We start from the raw sequence: 19,075 nt of genomic DNA on the forward strand, positions 1-19,075 counted from the left end.
GCGAGACGCATGTCTCCGGGTGCGGCCGCGCCCGGAGACGGTTCCTGCGATACCCTACCCCTGCTTTTTGGCGGCGCGCCGGCCCGGGTGATGCTCGCCTTGCGGATCGCGGAATTCGCTGCGATGACCGCGCCGGTCCTCAGCGTTGAAGCGCCGCCGCTTCGCCGGCGAGCCGAACGCCTTGATCACCTTCCTGCCGTTGACTTTCTTGATGACGTAGCCGCCCTCGGTCATCGAGAACGGCTCCTTCAGCGATCCCAAGTGGTCAAACTTGGTGCCGCGGGGATGCTCGAACGGCTCGAACCAGGACGGATAGACGAAGTTCGACATCGGCAGACCGCTGACGAGGAAAGACTCTTCCTCCACGGCGTCGCAGACCTCATAGGCATATTGGGTGTGCCGGGTCTTGTCGGCCCAGAGATTGGCCATGGGGTCGAGCACCATCTCGAACAGCTCGTGCGATGCCGCCAGGCTGACGGGATCGTCCTCACCCAGCGCCTTGAGGAAGATTTTTGAGATCGGCTGGCCGCGATGCGTCAGCTCGTGCCGCCCGAGGAAGTTCTTGTGGGTGGCATCGTCGAAATAGACCAGTTGCCAGTCCGTGGATTTCGGCTTGCGGGTGACGTCGAGGTCGACCGGGTAGCCCCAGACCGGCAGGAAATGCTCGTCGTAGCATTTCTGGAGTGCGGCGGTGAGCTTCGCCATCATCCGGTCGCTCATCATCTCCTCCGCGTAGTTGATGCAGGCAATCCGGACCGGCTTCAGGGACCGGCCGAGCAGCGCACGTCTCGCCTTCTTCATGGAAAACACCTGTGAAAGGGAAAGCTGAAATACGGCCAGCCTAGCACGGGGCTCCGCGCACGTCAGGGATGTATTCCGCCGCCACGCCTGCCCGCCTAGAACCGCCGGTTGACCACGAACACCGCGGCTGCGCACATCGCCATGCCGGCAATCGCCACTGCATCGAGCTTCTCACCGAACAGCAGATAAGCCATCAGCGCGGTCACCGCGGGCACGAGGTAGAACAGGCTCGCCACCGACGTCGCCGCGGCGTGGCGGATCAGCCAGTACAGCAGCCCGATCGATCCGATCGAGAGCGCGACCGCGAGCCAGGCCAGCGCGAGCACGAACTCCCGCGTCCAGTGCACCACGCGGTCCTCGAACAGGAAGGCGCCGATCGCGAAGAAGATGGTGACGGCGACGTATTGCACGAGATTGCCGGCGCGCCAGTCGATGTGATTGCAGTAGCGGCGCTGATAGAGCGTGCCGAGCGTGATGGAGATGAGCGAAACCACCGAGGCAAGCCAGCCGAGCCCTGCTTCGCCGGTCATCGGGCGGTTGTGCAGGATCATCACCACGCCGCCGAGACCGAGCACGAGGCCGCCCCATTGCACCGGCGTCACCCTCTCGCCGAGCCAGCGGTTGGCGATGCTCGAGGTCAGGATCGGCTGAAGACCCGGAATGAGCGCGGAGAGCCCGGCCGGAATCGAATGGGCAATCGCGATCGCGGTGCCGCCGAGGTAGAAGCCGTGGACGAGGATACCGGCGACCGCGCTGTGCACGATGCCGATCCGGTCAGGCCATTTCGGCCTGGCAATCGCGACGATGATCGCCATCAGGCCGACCACGATCGCCATACGGATGGCGAGGTAGGTCAAGGGATCGGCATTGTTGACGACGTATTTGGTGCCGATGAATCCGGTGCTCCAGAGCAGCACAAACAGGATCGGCGCGGCGCGGGCGGTCAGGGCTTCTTGATTATGGTTCATTGCTGCCCTCATTGCCCCATGGGGGCCAGTGCGGCAATGCGAATTTCTTGCCCGCCGATGCTGCGCTGCGACGGACGGCGGCTCAGCTCAACCGCTCACCATTCTTCCGGACAGGGGTCGATGATCTTCCAGAGCTCGACACCGTTCTTGATCTTCTTCATGTCGGTGGTGAGCCCGCCATTGCGGCGGATCCAGTCCTTCACCGTGTCGGGGTAGTAGGACATCAGGTCGGACGTCCCCTCCGCGCTGGTGACCTTGATGCCGAAGGTGAAGGCCTTGTCGTAATAGGCCTGGTGGAAGCCGAGGCTGGCCCGCGGGGTCACGCAGATCTTGTTCATCGGCACCATGCCGAGAACCAGGGTGCAGGCCGAGTTGCAGATGCCGTCGATGATGACGCGCTCGCCCTTTTCGCGGACGCGCTTGTACTTGGCCTTGTACTCCTCGACATAGCCGCCATGGTCGCGGGTGATGCGCAGTTCGGCCCGCGCCGGCGTCGTGGCGGCGAAGCAGAGCAACAGCAGGCTCAGGAGCGTGATGCGCATGGCGAGGTGACGGTGATGAAAGCCTTCAGGAATGGACCGGCCTCGAAGGACCCCCAAAGGGCCGGCGACAGGATTCTAAACCGAAGTCTCTTTGGTCATACTTGTGTGGGGAATTCGTTAAGCATCCCGAAAAGGCCAAAAATGGGCAGACTTCGACCGCACTTCCGGGCAATTCTGTCACACCCGGTCGGGAATCTGCGGGATTAACCCCGTTTTCCGGTCGCCGGCCGGGTGTCCTGACGACCCGAAATCGCTATAACCGGCTAACCTATTGGCGCGGGTTCCGGAGAATCGAGATGAGCAAGTCGAAGCTTGTAGCCGCAGTTGCTGCCCTGTCAGCCGCAATCCTGGCCCCTGGCCTTGCGGAGGCAGGGGGACATCACCGATATCACCGCTCCTACGCCAACCCGCTGCCCTACCCGATCAGCTATCTGCACAATTACGGTCCGGGCCTCACCCCCGGTACCTTCGCCTATTACGACGGTCCCGCGACCAACCACTGCTACCGGAGCTCGGCCGCCTATATCGGCCAAGATCGCCGCCGGCACCCCTGCTACTAAAGGGGCGCCAGCGCGTCTGCTGCGGGCGTCCCTATCTCGCCGCGCCCGACCGCAGCAACTGCTTCTCGATCTCATAGACCGGCAGCTTGACGAGGTCCTTGCCGACCTCGCCGTGAAGCGCCTTGCGCACGACGTCGGAATAGTCGGCGCGGATCATGCCGAGCGCCCGCGGCGAGGCCACCATGGTCAGGGCCGAAGTCTCGCCCGAACTGACGGCGGCGTCGAGCCGGCCGGCCAGGCTGCGCAGGAAGGCGCGCTCGGCCTCGTCGTGCCAATCGGTCTGCTCGACCGAGCTGCGTGCGCCGCCGGACACGCCGTGGAGCCGGCCCGGCGCATCGCTTCCTTGTGCACTGGTCGAGGGATTGGGCTGCTCGTGCACCTCTCTGGTGTGGAGGTTCGGAAACATCTCGTCGCCGAGGTTTTCCAGAATGAGCGCCTTGCGCCCGTCGCAAATGACCAGCCAGTCACCCTTGTCAATTCTCATCTTGTCCATTGCACAGCTCCAAACAAACAGTGGGCTCCGGACCGATGCGAACCGCCGGACGCGCTTCGCATTCCGCGAAGGACTGCCCACGACGACAAGACTAGGGACGAAGCCGCCGGCGCGACTTGCGCAGGATCAAGGACGGTGGCGATGCCGATGACGCAAGCGCGGCATGGCCAAGGGGCGGGAAGCTCGGCTAGTCTGGTCAAGCTGGATCAGGCCCGCGGCGGAGTGGCTGAAGGCGTGTTCATCAGCATTACATTTCGGTTCCGCCACAATTTGATCAGAACAACTTCGATATCCTGTATTGCGTAAGCAAAGGAAGACATCATGAAGCTTAAGATTGGCCTCGTCGTCGCGTCCATGTTCGGTGCCCTTGCGGCATCGCCGGCGGCGTCCGCCATGCCCGTCGCGCCTGCACCTGCCGTCCCTGAGGTCTCCGACGTCGAGCAGGTCCGCATGGTCTGCGACGCCTGGGGGCGCTGTTTCTGGCGTCCGAACTATTATGGATATTACGGTCCGCGGCCGTACTACGGCCCCCGATATTATGGACCGCCGCGTTACTACGGCGGTTACGGCCCGCGCTATTATGGCTACCGCCGCTGGTGACATTCGAAGGGGCCCTCGGGGCCCCTTCGCTTTTGCGAGATCGCCGATTGGCCTGTGCCCACCCGCGCGTCCGGTGCGCCTGGAGCCATTCCAAAACTGATCTGGATCAAAGAGAAAATTCGCCGCGCCGTCATTCTACGCCGATGGCTGATTTGATTGTCTTTCGATGCCCTCAGACGGGCATGAATGTGCAGACGCATCTGGAGAAGCAGCAGAGACCGGAGGGACGGAGCTTCGAGTCCTTCGCCTGTCCCGCTTGCACGCGCCTCCATTTCATCGACCTCGTCACCGGCCTACCGATGAGCCGGGAACGTTGACGGTGACAATGATCAGGCACACGTCGTGGCATGATGTCCGCAATACTACGGCCCGGAATCCGGTTTACTGAGGCGGGCCGTTTCGCCATTGATGGCAATGTACTGACGTTCATTTCATTGTCACATTGCAGCAGCCGGCCAGACGCATGTTCGACGCCCTCGTCCCGTCCTCCGCGCTTCAACTGATCGGCTTTGCCGACGTCGACGCCTTTCGGCCGATCGAGTCGATGGAGGATGCGAGGAGCATTCCGCTCGACGTTGCGAACTTCGCGGCCGCCCGCGCCGTCGTCTCTCTGCCGGCGTGCCGCATCGTCGTGATGCGGTCCTTCGCGCGCATCCTCGACACCGCCTATCGCATGCCGGGCGGGATGGTGATCCTGTCGATGACCGACGACCTTCAGGCCAATTCCAAGGGCATGGATCTCGACGCGCGCTTCTTCGTTGCGCTCCGCGGCAACGACGAGTGCCATTTCGTCGAACCCCGGACCAATCATTATGCGATGATCATCCTCTCGCCCGGCCTGAAAGACCGGGGCTGGTTCGATCATGCCGACGATTTGCGGGCCTATGTCGCCAACCGGCCCGCCCTGCTCCACACGCGCCAGCTCGTGCTCGACATCCTGCGAACCGCGTCGGTGCAGCCGTTCCTGTTCGAGACCACCGAGGCCGCCGCCCATCTCCAGGAAGGCCTGCTGCTCGCGCTCGACGATCTGTTTCGGATCGGTACGAGTCCTGACCGGAGCACCTCGGTCCAGGGCGGGCGGTCGACCAGGCTGATACAGCGGATCGACGATTACGTCGCGGCCTATCCGACCGCTCCAATCTACACGGCCGACCTCGCCGGTGAGTTCGGTGTCTCGGTCCGGACGCTCAGCGGGGCCGTCAGCAAGGTGCGCGGCATGAGCCTGCATCAGTACATTCGGCTGAAACGACTGTGGGCGACCCGCGCCCGGCTCCTGAAGGGCGGCGGTGCCACCGTCGCCACCTGCGCGCGCGCCCAGGGCTTCCACCACATGGGCGAGTTCGCGGCGGCCTACCGTGCGACCTTCCACGAGACCCCCTCGGACACGCTGGCGCGCGGGCGCCAGAGCGGTCTTTCGGCAGGCTGATCTGCAAGTGCGGCAACGGCCGTCCGTTCCCAGCATCGCCTGGAATATGGCGGTAAAACCGGCTGAGACGACTGGCGCGCTCGGAAGGATTCGAACCTCCGACCCTCGGAATCGAAATCCGATGCTCTATCCAGCTGAGCTACGAGCGCCCTGGCCCGGGGATTGGGCCGTAACCGCGAAGCGCCGGACCGTGGCTGGCGAGCCAGCACACCGAGCGGCGTTCGGACGGGTTCGAATTAGCAGAGAGGCTGGCCAATAAAAAGCCCTTCCCGCCTCCGCGGAGGCGGGTCACAGCCGGCTTGTCACCAGGTGGTGTTGAAGAGGCCGAAATGCGGCTGCTGTGCCACCATCATCGGCCGGCCATACTGTGGCCCACCAAACTGTGGCCCACCATATTGCGGGGCCGGATGGGCTCTGGCGACCTTACGCTTCGGCTGAGCCTGGGCCTGCGGCTTCTTGGCGGCGTCGGCCTTCGAACCAGGCGTAAACTGGGCAAAGGTCTCGCGCACCCGCGCCTTGGCCGACATCTCCGCGAGGAGCGCTGCCGACGCGGTATCCGGCGGCTGCGGCGCCGCGACAGCTGCGGTCTTCGCCGCTGGCGGGGCAATCGTCGGCTGGCTGGTGTCGAGCACGACACGCTCGGGCAGATGGCGATCGGACCGAATCCGGATCAACGGCTGGTCATTGCTCGCGGTCGCGACGGCTGGCGTCACGGGCGAGGCCGGCACGACGAAGTTCACCGCAAACAGCAGGGTAAGCAACGCTCCGCCGACAAACATGAAATACCGAAAGATGGGCATTGGCCGCACTCCGCCCCCCGCAATCCCCGCGTGGGCTCTCCGCCTTAACAGGCGATACTTTGATTGGTTCCTGGCCCTGCCCTTCGGTTCAAATGGCGACGCCAAGTTTTTTGGCCAAGGGCAGAACAAGGCCGGAAACGGTAACTTTTCCGCTACCCGAAGACGCCACCCTTCATGCCCGCCGTGCCGCAACCAGCGAACACCTTGCCTGATCGGCATTAACGTTGACGTGGCCGACCGGAATGCGCGCGAAGGTCTTGCGGCTCTTCATGCTGACGGTGTCCTGCAGCACGCGGCTGCGAGCGGTGAGAGGCGTGCCATCGCGACGCACGAAAGCGCAGGTGATCTCGACATCCCTTACGGCATAGTCGTTGTCGTTTCGCAGCGTGAATGTCACCAGCGCCTTCGAGCCGAGGCCGCCGCGACGCCAGGTCTGCGAGGAAATCCTGAGATGGTCGAGCTCTGCTGCAGCCGAAGCCGGGACTTCGGCCGCCGGCGAGACCGCTGCTGCGGCATCGCCCGGAGCAGCCGGTTCGACAACGGCGATGTCCGACTTGACCGGCTCGGTGCTGTTGCCCTTGGAGAGCGGCAGCAGCATCCAGATGCCGCAGCCGACGATGATGGCCGCCAGCAGCCACAGCAGGCCTCGGCCAAACGAGACGCTCGCGACCGTCACGGCCCGGGCCAGTCGCTCGCCGGTTCCGGCAAAGCGTCCCAATCCAATCCGGTCAAGCCTGGCGTTCATGGATGCATCACCGATGGCGGCCGACCTTGCGTTTACGCGACGAGCAGACCACTGCTTACCTTAATCCGGGAGAGGAACTAAGGTTCCCGCGCTTCAGGCGAGTCGGCAGGGACGGTGGCGATCACCGGCCGGGGCCGCTAACATGCGCCGCAACATCGAAAGACCCCGTTGGGAGACTATGAAATGCCAATCGCCGTCACTTGGGATCATGTCCATCTGCGCAGCCCCGATCCGGAGGCCACAGCGGCCTGGCTGCGGGACATCCTTGGCGGTGAGATCGTGCGCGCGCCCGGACGGATCGACGTGAACCTCGGCGGCGCAAAAATCTTCATCGCGCCGCTCGAGGGCGACAATGCGGTCAATCCGCCGCCCCCGCACCCGCATCAGGGCCTCGACCATTTCGGTCTGACGGTAAAGGACATCGACGCCGTCGCCGCCGAGATCAAGGCCAAGGGCGTCACCTTTACACGCGAGCCGACGACGATCCGGCCCGGCGTGCGCATCTGCTTCATCCGCGGCCCCGAAGGCATCTCCATCGAGTTGCTCGAGCGCGACAAGAAATACGCCTGACGCCGCGCGAGCCGCGTCAAGCGAAAGCAAGACCAGGCGGAGTGCCGCCTGGCGCGCTTACGTCATGCTGCCGGGCATGAAGCAGCGGATGGTGACGCCCATGTAGCCGTAGATCGGCCACACCATGGTGCGTCCCACCCGGTTCGGCTCCGAGATCACGGCCTCCTCGGGGACATCGACCCAGACGAGTTCCTGCTGCTGGCCGTCAAGCACGTAGCCAAGGCGTGGGACACGGACGCGATAGTGTCCGTCCTTACTCTCCCAGTCGGTGTCCGAGAGCGCCGAACCGTCGGCATCGGAGCAGCATGGCCCCTTTCCGCTTCGCAGGCCGTCGAACCAGGCCTTCAAGTCGGCATTGGTGTTGACGAACTGGCCTCGGTCACGGGCGTGCCCGAAGGGGGCGGCGAGCCCAATCAAGGCTATGGCGCATGCCAGCCTCGTCGCGCTTCGCCAGCGTGTCGCGTTGCCAATCCGCCGTCGTTCGTTTTTGCAAATCGTGGGACGCGCACTGTACAGACGCGGCTCATCGCCGCCGGAATCGATCCAGTTGCTCACGTTTGTCTTGCTCCAGCACCCCGCGGCCAGTGCAACAATGGTTATGCATTTCGCGGGCCAACTTGATTCGCAACGACTGGCCTCGCCCCATGATGAGACAGTCATATCGGCGTCACAGACAAGCCGGGACAATTACGGTTTCGCACGGCCGGGTTGCGGCTTGCCGGCCGGCAAACTCCCGCGTTGCGCGAGGGGATGTGCTTTGGCATAAAAGCCGTACCGGTTACGCCATTGGGCGATGGCGGCCGGCCTGCGGGACGTAATGAAGAACGGCCTCTATTCGATCCACGTCACGCTGCTCGACGGTCGAGTCGGCAAGGGCAGCGGCGTGATCCTTTTTCGCGACGGCAAGATTCTTGGCGGCGATGCCTATCTCTATTACACCGGCAGCTATGTGGTGAAGGACGCGCACACCTTCAAAGGCGAGGTGCTGGTGCAGCGGCACACGTCACCTCGGGGCGATGACAATCCGCTGTTCGGCGGCCCTGCCCCGGTCGGCATTGGCGTCAGCGGGACCTACACGGACACCCGCGCGGAGATGACGGGAACGGCGCTGGTCGGCAAGGCCAGTCTGATTTTCGGCGCCACGTTGCACAAGCTGGCGGACGTGGAATAGCTACTCCGCGGCCTGCTCCAGCGGCGCCGTACGCGGCAAGATCATCTGGATGCGCGTACCACCGCCCGGCTCGGAATCGAGATCGAGCCGTCCGCCGAGCCGGTTGGTGACGATGCTGTAGACGATATGCAGACCAAGACCGGTGCCGCCCTGGTCGCGCCGCGTCGTGAAGAACGGATCGAAGGCGCGGCGGCGCACGTCGAGCGACATGCCGCAGCCATTGTCCGAGAAGATAATCTCGACATTGTCCTTGCCGGACTCGCGCACCTGGATGTCGATCATCCCCGGCCGGCCGTCCGGGAAGGCGTGCGCGACCGAATTGAGGAACAGATTGGTCAGCACCTGCCCGTACGGCCCGGGATAGCTGTTCATGGTCAGATCCGGCTGGCACTCGACGTTGAGGGTCAAGTTGTGTTTGCGCAGGCCCGGCCGCAGGCTCATCACCACCTGCTCGGTGAGATCGCCGAGGTCGAAAGTGCGCTGGTCCGAATAGTTGCGGTCGGCCGCGACCTGCTTGAACGACTGGATCAGCTCGGCGGCGCGGTTGAGATTGGAGACGAGCTGCGAGGACGCATCGCGGCTGGTGTTGAGGAAATCGTTGAGCGTGGAGCGGCGAAGCTCGCCGCGCTCGACTTCGGACGTGAACATCGCAGTCTTGCGTTCCAGCGCGGAGGCGACCGTGAGACTGATGCCGACGGGGTTGTTGACCTCGTGCGCGACGCCGGCGACCAGCCGTCCGAGCGCGGCGAGCTTCTCCGCCTCGATCAGCGAGGCCTGCGTCTCGCGCAGATTGCGCAGCGCGGTCTCCGCCGATTCCTTGGCCTTGCGCATCTCCTGCTCGCCGCGCTTGCGCTCGCCGATGTCGAGCGCCACCGTGACGATCCGCTCGATCTCGCCATCGGCATCGAGCAGCGGCAGCTTGTTGACCAGCCATTGCCGCATGTTGCCGGCGACGTCCTTGTACTCTTCCTCGTAGAAGCCCAGGCCCTTGCGCAGCTTGAGCACGCGCTTGTCGTTCTCGTCGGTCTTGGCCGCACCGTAACGCGACATCAGGTCGGCCGTGGTGCGGCCGAGCGCGTCGCCGGGCTCGATGCCGAAGATCCCGGCCATGTAGCGGTTCATCAGCACGTAGCGCAGGTCGCGGTCCTTGACGTTGATGACAGCGGGCACGGTGTCGATGACCTGCTGGAGCAGGCGGCGGCCCTCGGCGATGGCGTCCTCCGCCCGCTTCTGGTCGGTGATGTCGCGCAGCGTGCCCTCATAGCGGACGATGTTGCCCTGCTCGTCCCGCACGCCCGTGGCGCTGTCGGAGAGCCAGAGGATGTCGCCACTGCGCTGGCGCACCTGGTACTCGAATTCGCGCACCATGCCGTCGCGCGCCATCAGCCGCTGGTATTCGTCGCGCGCCTCGGGATGGACGTAGATGGTGTGGGCGATGTCGTTGATGCTGTCGATCAGGTGCTGCGGGCTGTCATAGCCCATCATCCGCGCCAGCGCCGGATTGGCGTTGAGGAGGTCGCCGGCCGGCGTGGTGACGTAGATGCCGTCGACCGACCCCTCGAACAGTTTTCGATAGCTCTCTTCGGCCAGGCGCTGCTCGGTGAGCGCGCGCACCGCCGCCTCGCGCGCGGTGTCGGCCTCCTCCAGCGCGCGGCGGAACACTTCGGCCGCGCGTGCGATGTCGCCGATCTCGTTGTCGAGATCGGCGGACGGGATCGAGGTGTCCTTCTGGCCAGCCGCAAGCGCGCGAATCGAGCGCGCGATCTGGGCCAGCGGGCGCACCGTGCGCCGCACCACGAAGGCGGCCGCGACGATGCCGATCAGCACGCCGATCGAGCCGAGCACAATGCTCTGCCAGCGCGCCTCCGTCAGCGTGCGGGCAAAATCGCGCGACAGCACGTGGCCGCGGCGAGCGCTGACCTCGCGCAGCAATTCGGTGACGCGGCCGATCAGCCGGCCCTCGGTGCCCAGCACCTCGCGGTCGATGTCGGCGATCTGACGCTCGCGGACGGCGACCGCCATGATCGCCTCGGCATAGTCGTTCACCGCCGCCTTGAGCTTGGGATCGGTGATATCCATCGCGCGCATGCCCTGTGCGGACTGCTCGGCCGCCGACGGGTTGCGCGCGAGCAATCCGAGCGCGATCCGGCTCTGCGCCTCCGACAGGCGGGAGGCGAGCTCGCGGTCCGCGGTGCCGGAGACCGCCGCGTCGAACTGCTCGCGCAGCGGCGGCAGGCCGGCGAGCAGCTGGGCGCGGCGGTCGATCAGCGTCGAGATCCGCTCGAGGCCATTGCGATAGGTCGCAAGCCGCTCGGTGACCCCGTCGATCATGTCCTGCTGCTCGGGCGCGAGCTCGATGCGGGTCTTTTTCAGGATGTCGCTGAGTGTCGAGGCCGCCTCGCCCACCTGCTTGAACTGGATGCCGGCGCCGGGATCGGTGACGAAGTCGCGCGCGGCGAGGCGCAGCTCGTTCATGCGGCGGTCGATGTCCTCGGCGAGGTCGCCGACGCTCTGCAGCCGCTGCAGCTCGGCGAAGGTCGTGTCGATGTGCCGGATCGCGATCACGCTCGCGGTCGAGGTGACGATGATCACCGCCAGCACCAGGATGAAGCTTCCGAACGTCAGTTGGCCGATGGACAGCGAAAATATTCGCTTTTTCTCAGGGGGCGGCGTCAATTCGGCGGACATTGGTGCGTTGAGGACCGGGCTACTGGAAACCCAATATATACGACGTCTTGCCGGCCCGGGGGAACATGCCTGCCGCCGCGGAATATCGTTAATATCGCGGTTCTCGGCCCGGCCTCCGCGCCGGATTATGACGTTTTGACGATTGCCCGCCACCCGGCCGGGATCGTCATGGCGGCGACGCCGAGGACGACGCAGGCCAGCCCAATCCAGGCGGTCCGGCTCAGGCTTTCACCAAGGAAGGCGACGCTGATGGCGACCCCGATCGGGACGCGCAAATACGCCTGTGCGGTGGTGCCGACCGAGCCCAGGGTCTGGATCAGGCGGAAGTAGATCGCAAACGCCGCGGCGGTCGAGAAGGTCGCCAGCGCGAGCAGCGCCAGCACGGAGCCAAGTGAGGGCGACAGCGTCCAGGGCTGCTCGACGATCAGCGAAGCCGGGATCAGGACCGCCGCTCCCGCCAGCAGCGAGCCGGCCGCAGGCGCCATCGGATCAAGGCCCTTAAAACTGCGGCCAAAGATCGCGGCGCAGGCGTAGCAGATGGTGGCGGCGACGATCGCGGCTTCCGCAACGAGGCCGCTGCCGATGTCATGGAAGGCATCGAAGCCGACGATCAGCAGGATGCCGGCCATGCCGGCGACCACGCCGAACAGCTTTCGTGGTGTCGTCGCCTCGTGGCGCGTGACGACCGCCGTGAGCAGGAAGGTGAAGATCGGTCCGGCCGAGTTGAGGATGGTGGCGAGCGCGGCATCGACATGGCGCTCGCCCCAGGCGATCAGCGTCCAGGGAATGACGCTGTTGAGCACGGCCTGGAATGCGAAGCGCTGCCAGGTCGAACCATCCGTCGGCATCTTGATGCCTCGCCCCCGCATGACGAGGAGCAGCAGCAGGCCCGCAATGGCGGTGCGGGCGGCGATCAGCGTGATCGGCGGGATGGTGGCGACGCCGAGCTTGATGAAGGTGTAGGAGCCGCCCCAGAGCGTTGCGAGCGCGACCAACAGCGCCAGCTCGACGGCGATGTTGGTGTCCTGCCTGATATCCATGGTGAGGCCCGTCCATTCCGCGATGGACGGAACCTAGCGCGTCCGCGCTCGCCGATACTTCGTTGCGTGTCGAAGTGTATCAGCCGACCGCGCCGACCTCGAACACCTCGCCGTCATAGCCGGCCTCGCGGGGAATGCGGAGCTGGCGGCCGGTTTCGGTCCTGGTCATGACCGGCATCACCGTGACGATCGACATGCCCTTGGCATGATCGAGCGCGGCGTTCACGTTTGGCTGCTTGGCGAGCCGGATCAGATTGCGCGTGGTCGGAAACGGCAGCTTGAAGCGTCCGCTCTCGCCGCCTTCGACGGCCTCGCGCGGCGAGACCCAGATCGAGTCGGTTGATTCCCGTCCATCATGCGCACCGAGCTGGTCCGGCGGTGCTGCCGCAAGGAAGAACCAGGTATCAAAACGCTTCGGCATGCCCTCCGGCGTGATCCAGTGCGCGTAGGGCACGAGCGTGTCGAGCGCGAGCTGGAGGCCGTTGTCGGCGAGGATGCTGAGGAAGCTGATCTTGTGCTCGTTGAGCGCGACGCGATGCTTGTCCGCGATCTCGCCGGCACGCCTGGCATCAACAGGCGCGCCCGTGTCCCTGGACCGCGCCAGCAGGATGCCGCTCTCCTCGAACGTCTCGCGGATCGCGGCGATCCGAAAGCCGCGGTCCGCTTCGCTCAAGCCTTCGCCGCCTGAATACAGGTCGGCGCGGGCGACGATCTCGTTGTCGCCGGCATCGACGCTGCCGCCGGGAAACACCAGCGCGCCCGAGTTGAACTCGATCTGATGATGGCGGACCATCATGAAGACCTCGACTTCCTTTGCACCGTCGCGGAGGAGAAGGATGGTCGACGCCGGGCGTGATGCTGATGTCTCGGCCATTCGATTAACCTGCGGCGCTGGATTGCGGGCCGAGATTGGCGCGCTTGTCGAAGCGGGCGACGCGCGACAGCAAATAGTCGACCTCGGCCTTGGCCGTCGCCGTCATCGTCGCACCGGGCTTGCGCTGCGCGCTGGAGGCGATGATGCCGCGCTTCTGCAGCACGTATTTGCGCACGGTCAGGCCGACGCCGGGCTGCTGCTCATAGCGGATCAGCGGCAGATGCGCGTCGAACAGGTCATGCGCGGCATCGCGCTTGCCGGCCTTGGAGAGGTTCACGACGTCGATCAGGAGTTCCGGAAAGGCGTAGCCGGTCATGGCGCCGTCGGCGCCGCGCTCCATCTCGAAATCCAGGAACGTGCCGCCATTGCCGCAGAGGATCGAGAGCGGACGGAGCGAGCCGTCCTTCTGGAAGCCGCGCAGCGTCGAGATCTTCTCCAGACCCGGCCAGTCCTCGTGCTTGAGCATCACGCAGTTCGGATTGTCCATGACGATCTTGCGGATCACGGCGGGGGTGAACACGACCTGCAAGGTGAGCGGATAGTCCTGGAGCACCCAGGGCACATCCGGGCCGATGGCTTCTGCGGCCTGCTTGAAATAGCCGACGATCTGGTCGTCGGTGCGAAGCGACGGCGGCGGCGCGATCATGACGCCGGCCGCGCCCGCATCCATCGAGGCCTTCGCCAGCGAGCGCATGGTGGCAAAGCCCGGCGCGGAGACGCCGACGATCACCTGCATCTTCTTGGCGCGCTTGACGTAGCGCACCGCCACCTGCTCGGCTTCGGCGGCATCGAGCTTGGGGGCCTCGCCGAGGATGCCCAGCACCGTGACGCCGTCGCAGCCGACCTCCTCGTAGAAATCGGTCAGGCGGTCGATCGAGCGCTCGTCGATCCGGCCGTCATCGTGGAACGGTGTCGGCGCGATTGCGAAGGTGCCCTTGGCGTCGGCGGTCAGTTTCATCAGTCCTTTATCCCTTTGTTCGTCATTCCGGGGCGGCTCGCAGAGCCGAACTCTGGTGCGCAATTGCGCACCTGAGAATCTCGAGGTTCCGGGTTCGATGCTTTGCATCGACCCGGAACGACAACAACAGCTAAAACCGCCGCGCCCCCATCTTGATCTGCTCCTCGGAGAAGAAGATCTCCTTGGCATGCTCAACGACGTCCTGGGCCTTCCAGCCCGAGTGCGGCGGCTTCCAGCCTTCCATTTCCATCATCCGCATTTCGCGCACGCCGCGGGGCCCGGACACGCCCAGCACCTTGCCGGTCTGGTCGCCCGACAAGTCGCTGACCATGTATAGCACGGCCGGCGCGATGCCGTCCGGTCCCAGCGCCGTCCCCGGGTTCTCCTTATAGCGGGGCAGGTCTGCGGTCATGCGGGTCAGGGCGCCCGGGGCCAGCGTCCAGATCCGGATGTTGTACTTCCTGCCCTCGATCGCCAGCACGTTGGACAGGCCCCAGATGCCGCCCTTGGCCGCGCCGTAATTGGTCTGGCCGAAATTGCCGATCAGGCCTGATGTCGAGGAGGTGTTGACGATGACGCCCCCGCCATTTTCCCGCATCCAGCGAAACACCGGCATGGTGCAACAAAAGGTACCCTTCAGATGCACCTTGATGACCTTGTCCCAGTCGGCCTCGGAGGCCTTGGCGAAGGTCTGGTCGCGCAGGATGCCGGCGTTATTGACCAGGATGTCGGCTCGGCCGAAATGCTTGATGGCGTCGTCGAACACCGACTGGCCGCCCTCCATGGTGGAGATGTCGGCGCCGTTGGCGACCGCCTTGCCGCCCTCGGCCTTGATCGCGTCCACCACCTGTTGGGCCATCGAGGTGTCGGCGCCTGAGCCGTCACGGGGACCGCCGAGATCGTTGACGACGACCGAGGCCCCTTCCCGCGCGAACAGCTTTGCGTAGGCCTCACCAAGCCCGCCGCCCGCGCCGGTGATCAGCGCGACCTTGCCGTCGAGTAGTCCCATGGTGGCTTCTCCCTGTTTTTGTCTTTCTTTCACCTCTCCCCGCTTGCGGGGAGAGGTCGGATCGCCCTTTGCGATCCGGGTGAGGGGGTACAGGTCTCAATACCGTCACAGCCCGTGGTGAGAGCCCCTCACCCCACCCTCTCCCCGCATCCGCCTTCGCCCGAAGGCGGGCTTCGGCGGACAAGAGCGGGGCGAGGGAGACGACGGCCGTCGCGTGTTGCTAACCCAGCACCGTCTTGCCGTTCTTGATCACGGTGACGCCGCGCGACTTCACCTTGGCTTCGAACGAGATCACGTTGCCGTCCTTCCAGAGGTCCATGGTCACGGTCTCACCGGGATAGACCGGCGAGGAAAACCGCGCGACGTGCTGGCGAAAGGCGCTTGCGTCGAAGTCGGCATAGGTCTGCAGCACGCCGCGGCAGGTGATGCCGTAGGTGCACATGCCGTGCAGGATCGGACGCGGGAAGCCGGCCTTCTTGGCGAACTCCGGATCGGAGTGCAGCGGGTTGCGGTCGCCGCAGAGGCGATAGACCAGCGCCTGATCGGGACGCGTAACGATGTCGATGGTCTTGTCGGGACTGCGCGAGGGAATCTTGTGCGGATCGGGCTGGGTCAGGTTCGGCCCGCCGAAGCCGCCATCGCCGCGGGCAAAGCGCGAGGCGACCAGCGTCGCCAGCTTCTCGCCCTTCTCGTTCTTGAGCACGGTCTGATGGCTGATGACGACGCCCTTGTCCTTGCCCTTGTCGTAGACCTCGAGCACGGAGGAGTCCGCGGTGATGTTGGCGGCCACCGGCAGCGGCTGGTGGAAGGTGATGTCGCGTTCGCCGTCCACCACCATGACACGGTTGAGGTTCATCTCGCCCGGACCCGAGCCCCACGCGGCAACGGACGCAAAGGTCGGCACCACCTTCAGCGGCCGCGGCGTGAACGTGCCCTCGTTGACGAAGGCGAGTTCGTTCTCGTCCATGGGATCGGCGCCGAGGCCGATGCCGTAGGCGTAGAGCATGACTTCGCGATCGCTGTAGGCGTATTTCTGGCCGAGGTTTTTCAGGCCCTTGAGTTCTTCGTATCTGGCGGACATTTTGTTTGTTTCCTCTGGTTCTCATCCTCATGGTGAGGAGGCGCTCTTGCGCCGTCTCGAACCATGAGGATGCCCGAAACGCTTCTTGTCGTGGCCATCCTTCGAGACGCTTGCTTCGCAAGCTCCTCAGGATGAGGACCGTCCTACACAACGTGAAGAACGGAGAACTCGTAGGATGGGTAGAGCGCAGCGAAACCCATCATTGCTTGCGTCGGTGGGTTTCGCTTCGCTCTACCCACCCTACGCAGCGTCGCCCTACACCGGCGTGAAGAACGGCAGCGGGGCGCCGTCGGTCGGCTTGAACACCACCTTCACCTTCTGGCCGATCTTGAGCTTCTCGAGATCACAGTCGACGAAATTCGTCTGCACCGACGGTCCCTCCTTCAGCGTGACGTAGCCGATGGCGTAGGGGCCGGTTGGCGACTTCCGCATCAGGCTCCAGGTGTAGATCGTGCCCTCGCCTGATGCTTCTTCCCACACGGTCTTGTCGGAGTAGCAGAACGGGCAGATCGAGCGCGGGAAGTAGTGCGCTTCGCCGCAGGCGGTGCAGCGCTTGATCATGAACTTGCCCTGCTTGGCCGCATCCCAGAACGCGGCGGTCTCGGGGTTGGTCACCGGGGCCGGATACTTTTTCGCTTCGCTCATCACACGCGCTCCAGAATGGCCGTCGAGGCGGCGTGGCGAACGCCCAAAAGACCGCCGGTGCCGTGGGCGATGGCGAGATCGCAATTCTTGACCTGCACCTTCGGATGCGCCTCGCCGCGCAGCTGCCGCACAGCCTCGATGATCTTGGTCATGCCGCCGCGGTTGACGGGATGGTTGCTGCAGAGGCCGCCGCCGTCGGTGTTGAACGGCAGCTTGCCGACGCCCGAGATCAGATTGCCGTCGGCGACGAACTTGCCGCCCTCGCCCTTCTTGCAGAAGCCGAGGTCTTCGAGCTGCATCAGCACCGTGATAGTGAAGCTGTCATAGATCGAGGCGTATTTGATGTCCGTCGGCGTTATGCCGGCTTCCTCGAACGCGCGCGGGCCGGACCAGACGCCGGCGGAGTACGTGAGGTCGAGATCCTTGCCGCCGCGCGGGCCCTTCATGGCCTCGCCATGGCCGATCAGCTTGACCAGCGGCTTCTTCAGGCTCTTGGCGATCTCCGGCGTCGTCACGATCAGCGCGCCGCCGCCGTCGGAGACGACGCAGCAATCCATGCGATGCAAGGGATCGGAGATCATCGGCGAGTTCAGCACGTCCTCGACGGTGACGACGTCCTTGAGCATCGCATGCGGATTGTACTGCGCGTGATGCGAGGCTGCGACCTTGATCCAGGCGAGCTGTTCGCTGGTGGTGCCATAGTCGTGCATGTGGCGCATGGCACACATGCCATAGGCATTGTGCGTCGTTGCGCCGTAAGCGGATTCGAAATCGACCTCGGCGCCGGCCGCACGCGGCGGCATCACCCCGGTGCGCGGCTTGCCCGCCAGCGTGATCAGCGCGATCGAGCACTTGCCTGCGGCGATCGCCTCAGCGGCATGGCCGAGATGGATGATGTAGGAACAGCCGCCGGTCTCGGTGGAATCGACGTGGCGGAGCTTCTTGGTGTTGAGGCCGAGATAGTCGACCATCGGCCAGGCGCCGCCGGGGGCATCGCCCGCGCAGAAATAGCCGTCGACATCGTCCTTGCTGATCCCGGCATCCTCGATCGCACCCTTGGCGACCTCGGCGTGGAGCTGGGCGGTGGATTTGTCCGGCGCATGCCGGGTCGGGTGTTCGTAGATCCCGGCAATGTAGGCCTTGCCCTTGATGGTCAAAACAGAGGTCTCCGCTCGCGTTTCTTCTTGGCTCTTTTTTCTGAACCGCGATGGCCTGATTGGCAAGCGCGGAAATATTCCGTCGCGCGAGAGGGCGGCGGGTTGGCGCAAATGCTTTACTCGATCCGTCATCCTGAGGCGCGAGCGATGGGGCGCACAGCGCCCTATCGGGAGCCTCGAAGGATGCACGGCCGAGCTAGCTCGACGCCCGGGCCGCGACAGCCGGGCCGTCACCCTTCGAGGCTCGCCGAAGAGGCGAGCGCCTCAGGACGACGGTTGTGCAGGGCTCGCTACCTCAACATCGACAGCAATGACGACCAGACACACCTCCGCATCCTCGCGGCGCATCTCGCCCGAGCTTTGCTTCCGTCTGGCTCCCCTCCTTGAAGAGGGCGCAGGGAAGACCGGGTGCCGGCTGGGCACCCACGGTCCGCTGTGCGCGAATGCGCGAAGAACAGATGCACAGCGGCATACAGGTGAAGCCAAACAACCGGCCTTCCCTGCGCAGTGGTTTTACGGCTTATGTCGTGCTCTCCCCGGGGAGCGATGCACTATTGCCCCCGTCGCCTTGCGAGCGATCGCAAGACTTGACGCACAGGCCCCGGGCGTCAGGACCACACGATTTTGCCGTACGCGAGACCGCGCCCGTCGTGCGCGAGACAATCGCTCGTGCGACGCAGCCCGCGTCCACCGCCACTCACCCCGCGTTTCGTGACGATCGCGATACGCCCCTCTGACTGGGATGAGGTGGCGCACCGATACGACAATTCCGAATTTCGGTAAAGTGGAATATGTTTGCGAGCGTGGATTGACCCACGGCGTGGGGTTTTGCCCGACAGGCAACGCAAGAGATGGTGCCGTAGGGTGGGCAAAGGCGCAACGCGCCGTGCCCACCATCTCGCCAGGATCGAGCCAGAAGACGTGGGCACGCTTCCGCCTTCGCTCTT

General features: G+C 64.7%; 20 protein-coding genes and 1 tRNA gene. 5 read left to right on the top strand and 16 right to left on the bottom strand.

What is annotated here, in order from left to right; translation table 11 throughout:
- Positions 1 to 54: 54 nt before the first annotated feature.
- The 3 genes from ACVJ19_RS33910 to ACVJ19_RS33920 form a co-directional block, all read right to left on the bottom strand.
- Positions 55 to 801 carry a hypothetical protein gene (locus tag ACVJ19_RS33910; RefSeq protein WP_453953435.1) on the bottom strand — a complete coding sequence of 249 codons (747 nt, stop codon included), beginning with the start codon at positions 799 to 801 and terminating at the stop codon, positions 55 to 57.
- A gap of 95 nt (positions 802 to 896) precedes the next feature.
- On the bottom strand, positions 897 to 1,769 hold the full coding sequence (locus ACVJ19_RS33915) for a DMT family transporter (RefSeq protein WP_453953436.1): 873 nt from the start codon (positions 1,767 to 1,769) through the stop codon (positions 897 to 899).
- A 95-nt stretch (positions 1,770 to 1,864) separates the two neighbouring features.
- Entirely contained in the window at positions 1,865 to 2,311 is a 447-nt protein-coding gene (locus ACVJ19_RS33920) for a hypothetical protein (RefSeq protein WP_453953437.1), read from the bottom strand.
- A gap of 296 nt (positions 2,312 to 2,607) precedes the next feature.
- Here ACVJ19_RS33920 and ACVJ19_RS33925 point away from each other — a divergent pair, with 296 nt between their 5' ends.
- Positions 2,608 to 2,871: a hypothetical protein gene (locus ACVJ19_RS33925; protein WP_453953438.1), complete on the top strand. Its 264-nt coding sequence runs from the start codon at positions 2,608 to 2,610 to the stop codon at positions 2,869 to 2,871.
- 31 nt (positions 2,872 to 2,902) lie between these two features.
- Here the strand turns inward: ACVJ19_RS33925 and ACVJ19_RS33930 are convergent, their stop codons facing one another.
- A complete protein-coding gene (locus ACVJ19_RS33930; RefSeq protein WP_453953439.1) occupies positions 2,903 to 3,364 on the bottom strand; it encodes a host attachment protein in 462 nt (153 codons plus the stop codon).
- A 321-nt stretch (positions 3,365 to 3,685) separates the two neighbouring features.
- Between ACVJ19_RS33930 and ACVJ19_RS33935 the strand changes: the two genes are divergently transcribed.
- Both ACVJ19_RS33935 and ACVJ19_RS33940 read left to right on the top strand, forming a co-directional pair.
- Positions 3,686 to 3,964, top strand: coding sequence for a hypothetical protein (locus ACVJ19_RS33935; protein ID WP_453953440.1), 279 nt, complete (start codon positions 3,686 to 3,688; stop codon positions 3,962 to 3,964).
- Between the two features lie 463 nt (positions 3,965 to 4,427).
- The gene (locus ACVJ19_RS33940) at positions 4,428 to 5,390 is read left to right on the top strand and encodes a helix-turn-helix domain-containing protein (RefSeq protein WP_453953441.1); all 963 of its coding nucleotides are present in this window, start codon (positions 4,428 to 4,430) and stop codon (positions 5,388 to 5,390) included.
- Positions 5,391 to 5,462: 72 nt separating this feature from the next.
- Here the strand turns inward: ACVJ19_RS33940 and ACVJ19_RS33945 are convergent.
- From ACVJ19_RS33945 to ACVJ19_RS33955, 3 genes are all read right to left on the bottom strand, one after another.
- A tRNA-Arg gene (locus ACVJ19_RS33945) sits at positions 5,463 to 5,539 on the bottom strand.
- A 153-nt stretch (positions 5,540 to 5,692) separates the two neighbouring features.
- Positions 5,693 to 6,190, bottom strand: a complete 498-nt coding sequence (locus ACVJ19_RS33950; protein WP_453953442.1) for a hypothetical protein — start codon at positions 6,188 to 6,190, stop codon at positions 5,693 to 5,695.
- A 172-nt stretch (positions 6,191 to 6,362) separates the two neighbouring features.
- On the bottom strand, positions 6,363 to 6,935 hold the full coding sequence (locus ACVJ19_RS33955) for a hypothetical protein (RefSeq protein ID WP_453953443.1): 573 nt from the start codon (positions 6,933 to 6,935) through the stop codon (positions 6,363 to 6,365).
- Between the two features lie 183 nt (positions 6,936 to 7,118).
- On the opposite strand from ACVJ19_RS33955, the gene ACVJ19_RS33960 reads away from it, so the two are divergent.
- On the top strand, positions 7,119 to 7,505 hold the full coding sequence (locus ACVJ19_RS33960) for a VOC family protein (protein ID WP_453953444.1): 387 nt from the start codon (positions 7,119 to 7,121) through the stop codon (positions 7,503 to 7,505).
- Positions 7,506 to 7,562: 57 nt separating this feature from the next.
- On the opposite strand, the gene ACVJ19_RS33965 is transcribed toward ACVJ19_RS33960, so the two are convergent.
- The gene (locus ACVJ19_RS33965; protein ID WP_453953445.1) at positions 7,563 to 8,060 is read right to left on the bottom strand and encodes a hypothetical protein; all 498 of its coding nucleotides are present in this window, start codon (positions 8,058 to 8,060) and stop codon (positions 7,563 to 7,565) included.
- Between the two features lie 262 nt (positions 8,061 to 8,322).
- Here ACVJ19_RS33965 and ACVJ19_RS33970 point away from each other — a divergent pair, with 262 nt between their 5' ends.
- On the top strand, positions 8,323 to 8,676 hold the full coding sequence (locus ACVJ19_RS33970; RefSeq protein ID WP_453955265.1) for a GrlR family regulatory protein: 354 nt from the start codon (positions 8,323 to 8,325) through the stop codon (positions 8,674 to 8,676).
- Here ACVJ19_RS33970 and ACVJ19_RS33975 read toward each other — a convergent pair whose 3' ends face one another.
- The 8 genes from ACVJ19_RS33975 to ACVJ19_RS34010 form a co-directional block, all read right to left on the bottom strand.
- Positions 8,677 to 11,364, bottom strand: a complete 2,688-nt coding sequence (locus ACVJ19_RS33975) for a PAS domain S-box protein (RefSeq protein ID WP_453953446.1) — start codon at positions 11,362 to 11,364, stop codon at positions 8,677 to 8,679.
- Between the two features lie 125 nt (positions 11,365 to 11,489).
- Complete coding sequence (locus ACVJ19_RS33980) at positions 11,490 to 12,404, bottom strand: DMT family transporter (protein WP_453953447.1); 915 nt, start codon at positions 12,402 to 12,404, stop codon at positions 11,490 to 11,492.
- Positions 12,405 to 12,483: 79 nt separating this feature from the next.
- A complete protein-coding gene (locus ACVJ19_RS33985; protein ID WP_453953448.1) occupies positions 12,484 to 13,278 on the bottom strand; it encodes an NUDIX hydrolase in 795 nt (264 codons plus the stop codon).
- 4 nt (positions 13,279 to 13,282) lie between these two features.
- On the bottom strand, positions 13,283 to 14,236 hold the full coding sequence (locus tag ACVJ19_RS33990; RefSeq protein ID WP_018647302.1) for a dihydrodipicolinate synthase family protein: 954 nt from the start codon (positions 14,234 to 14,236) through the stop codon (positions 13,283 to 13,285).
- 130 nt (positions 14,237 to 14,366) lie between these two features.
- Positions 14,367 to 15,245, bottom strand: a complete 879-nt coding sequence (locus ACVJ19_RS33995; protein WP_453953449.1) for an SDR family oxidoreductase — start codon at positions 15,243 to 15,245, stop codon at positions 14,367 to 14,369.
- 220 nt (positions 15,246 to 15,465) lie between these two features.
- Positions 15,466 to 16,326 (bottom strand): MaoC/PaaZ C-terminal domain-containing protein, encoded by an 861-nt coding sequence (locus tag ACVJ19_RS34000; RefSeq protein ID WP_453953450.1) that lies wholly within the window; start codon positions 16,324 to 16,326, stop codon positions 15,466 to 15,468.
- Positions 16,327 to 16,581: 255 nt separating this feature from the next.
- Positions 16,582 to 16,971, bottom strand: a complete 390-nt coding sequence (locus ACVJ19_RS34005; RefSeq protein WP_092192950.1) for a Zn-ribbon domain-containing OB-fold protein — start codon at positions 16,969 to 16,971, stop codon at positions 16,582 to 16,584.
- Complete coding sequence (locus tag ACVJ19_RS34010) at positions 16,971 to 18,128, bottom strand: thiolase domain-containing protein (RefSeq protein ID WP_453953451.1); 1,158 nt, start codon at positions 18,126 to 18,128, stop codon at positions 16,971 to 16,973. The genes ACVJ19_RS34005 and ACVJ19_RS34010 overlap by 1 nt, the downstream gene beginning before the upstream one ends.
- Positions 18,129 to 19,075 lie beyond the last annotated feature (947 nt).

The organism is Bradyrhizobium sp. USDA 376, assembly GCF_054063675.1.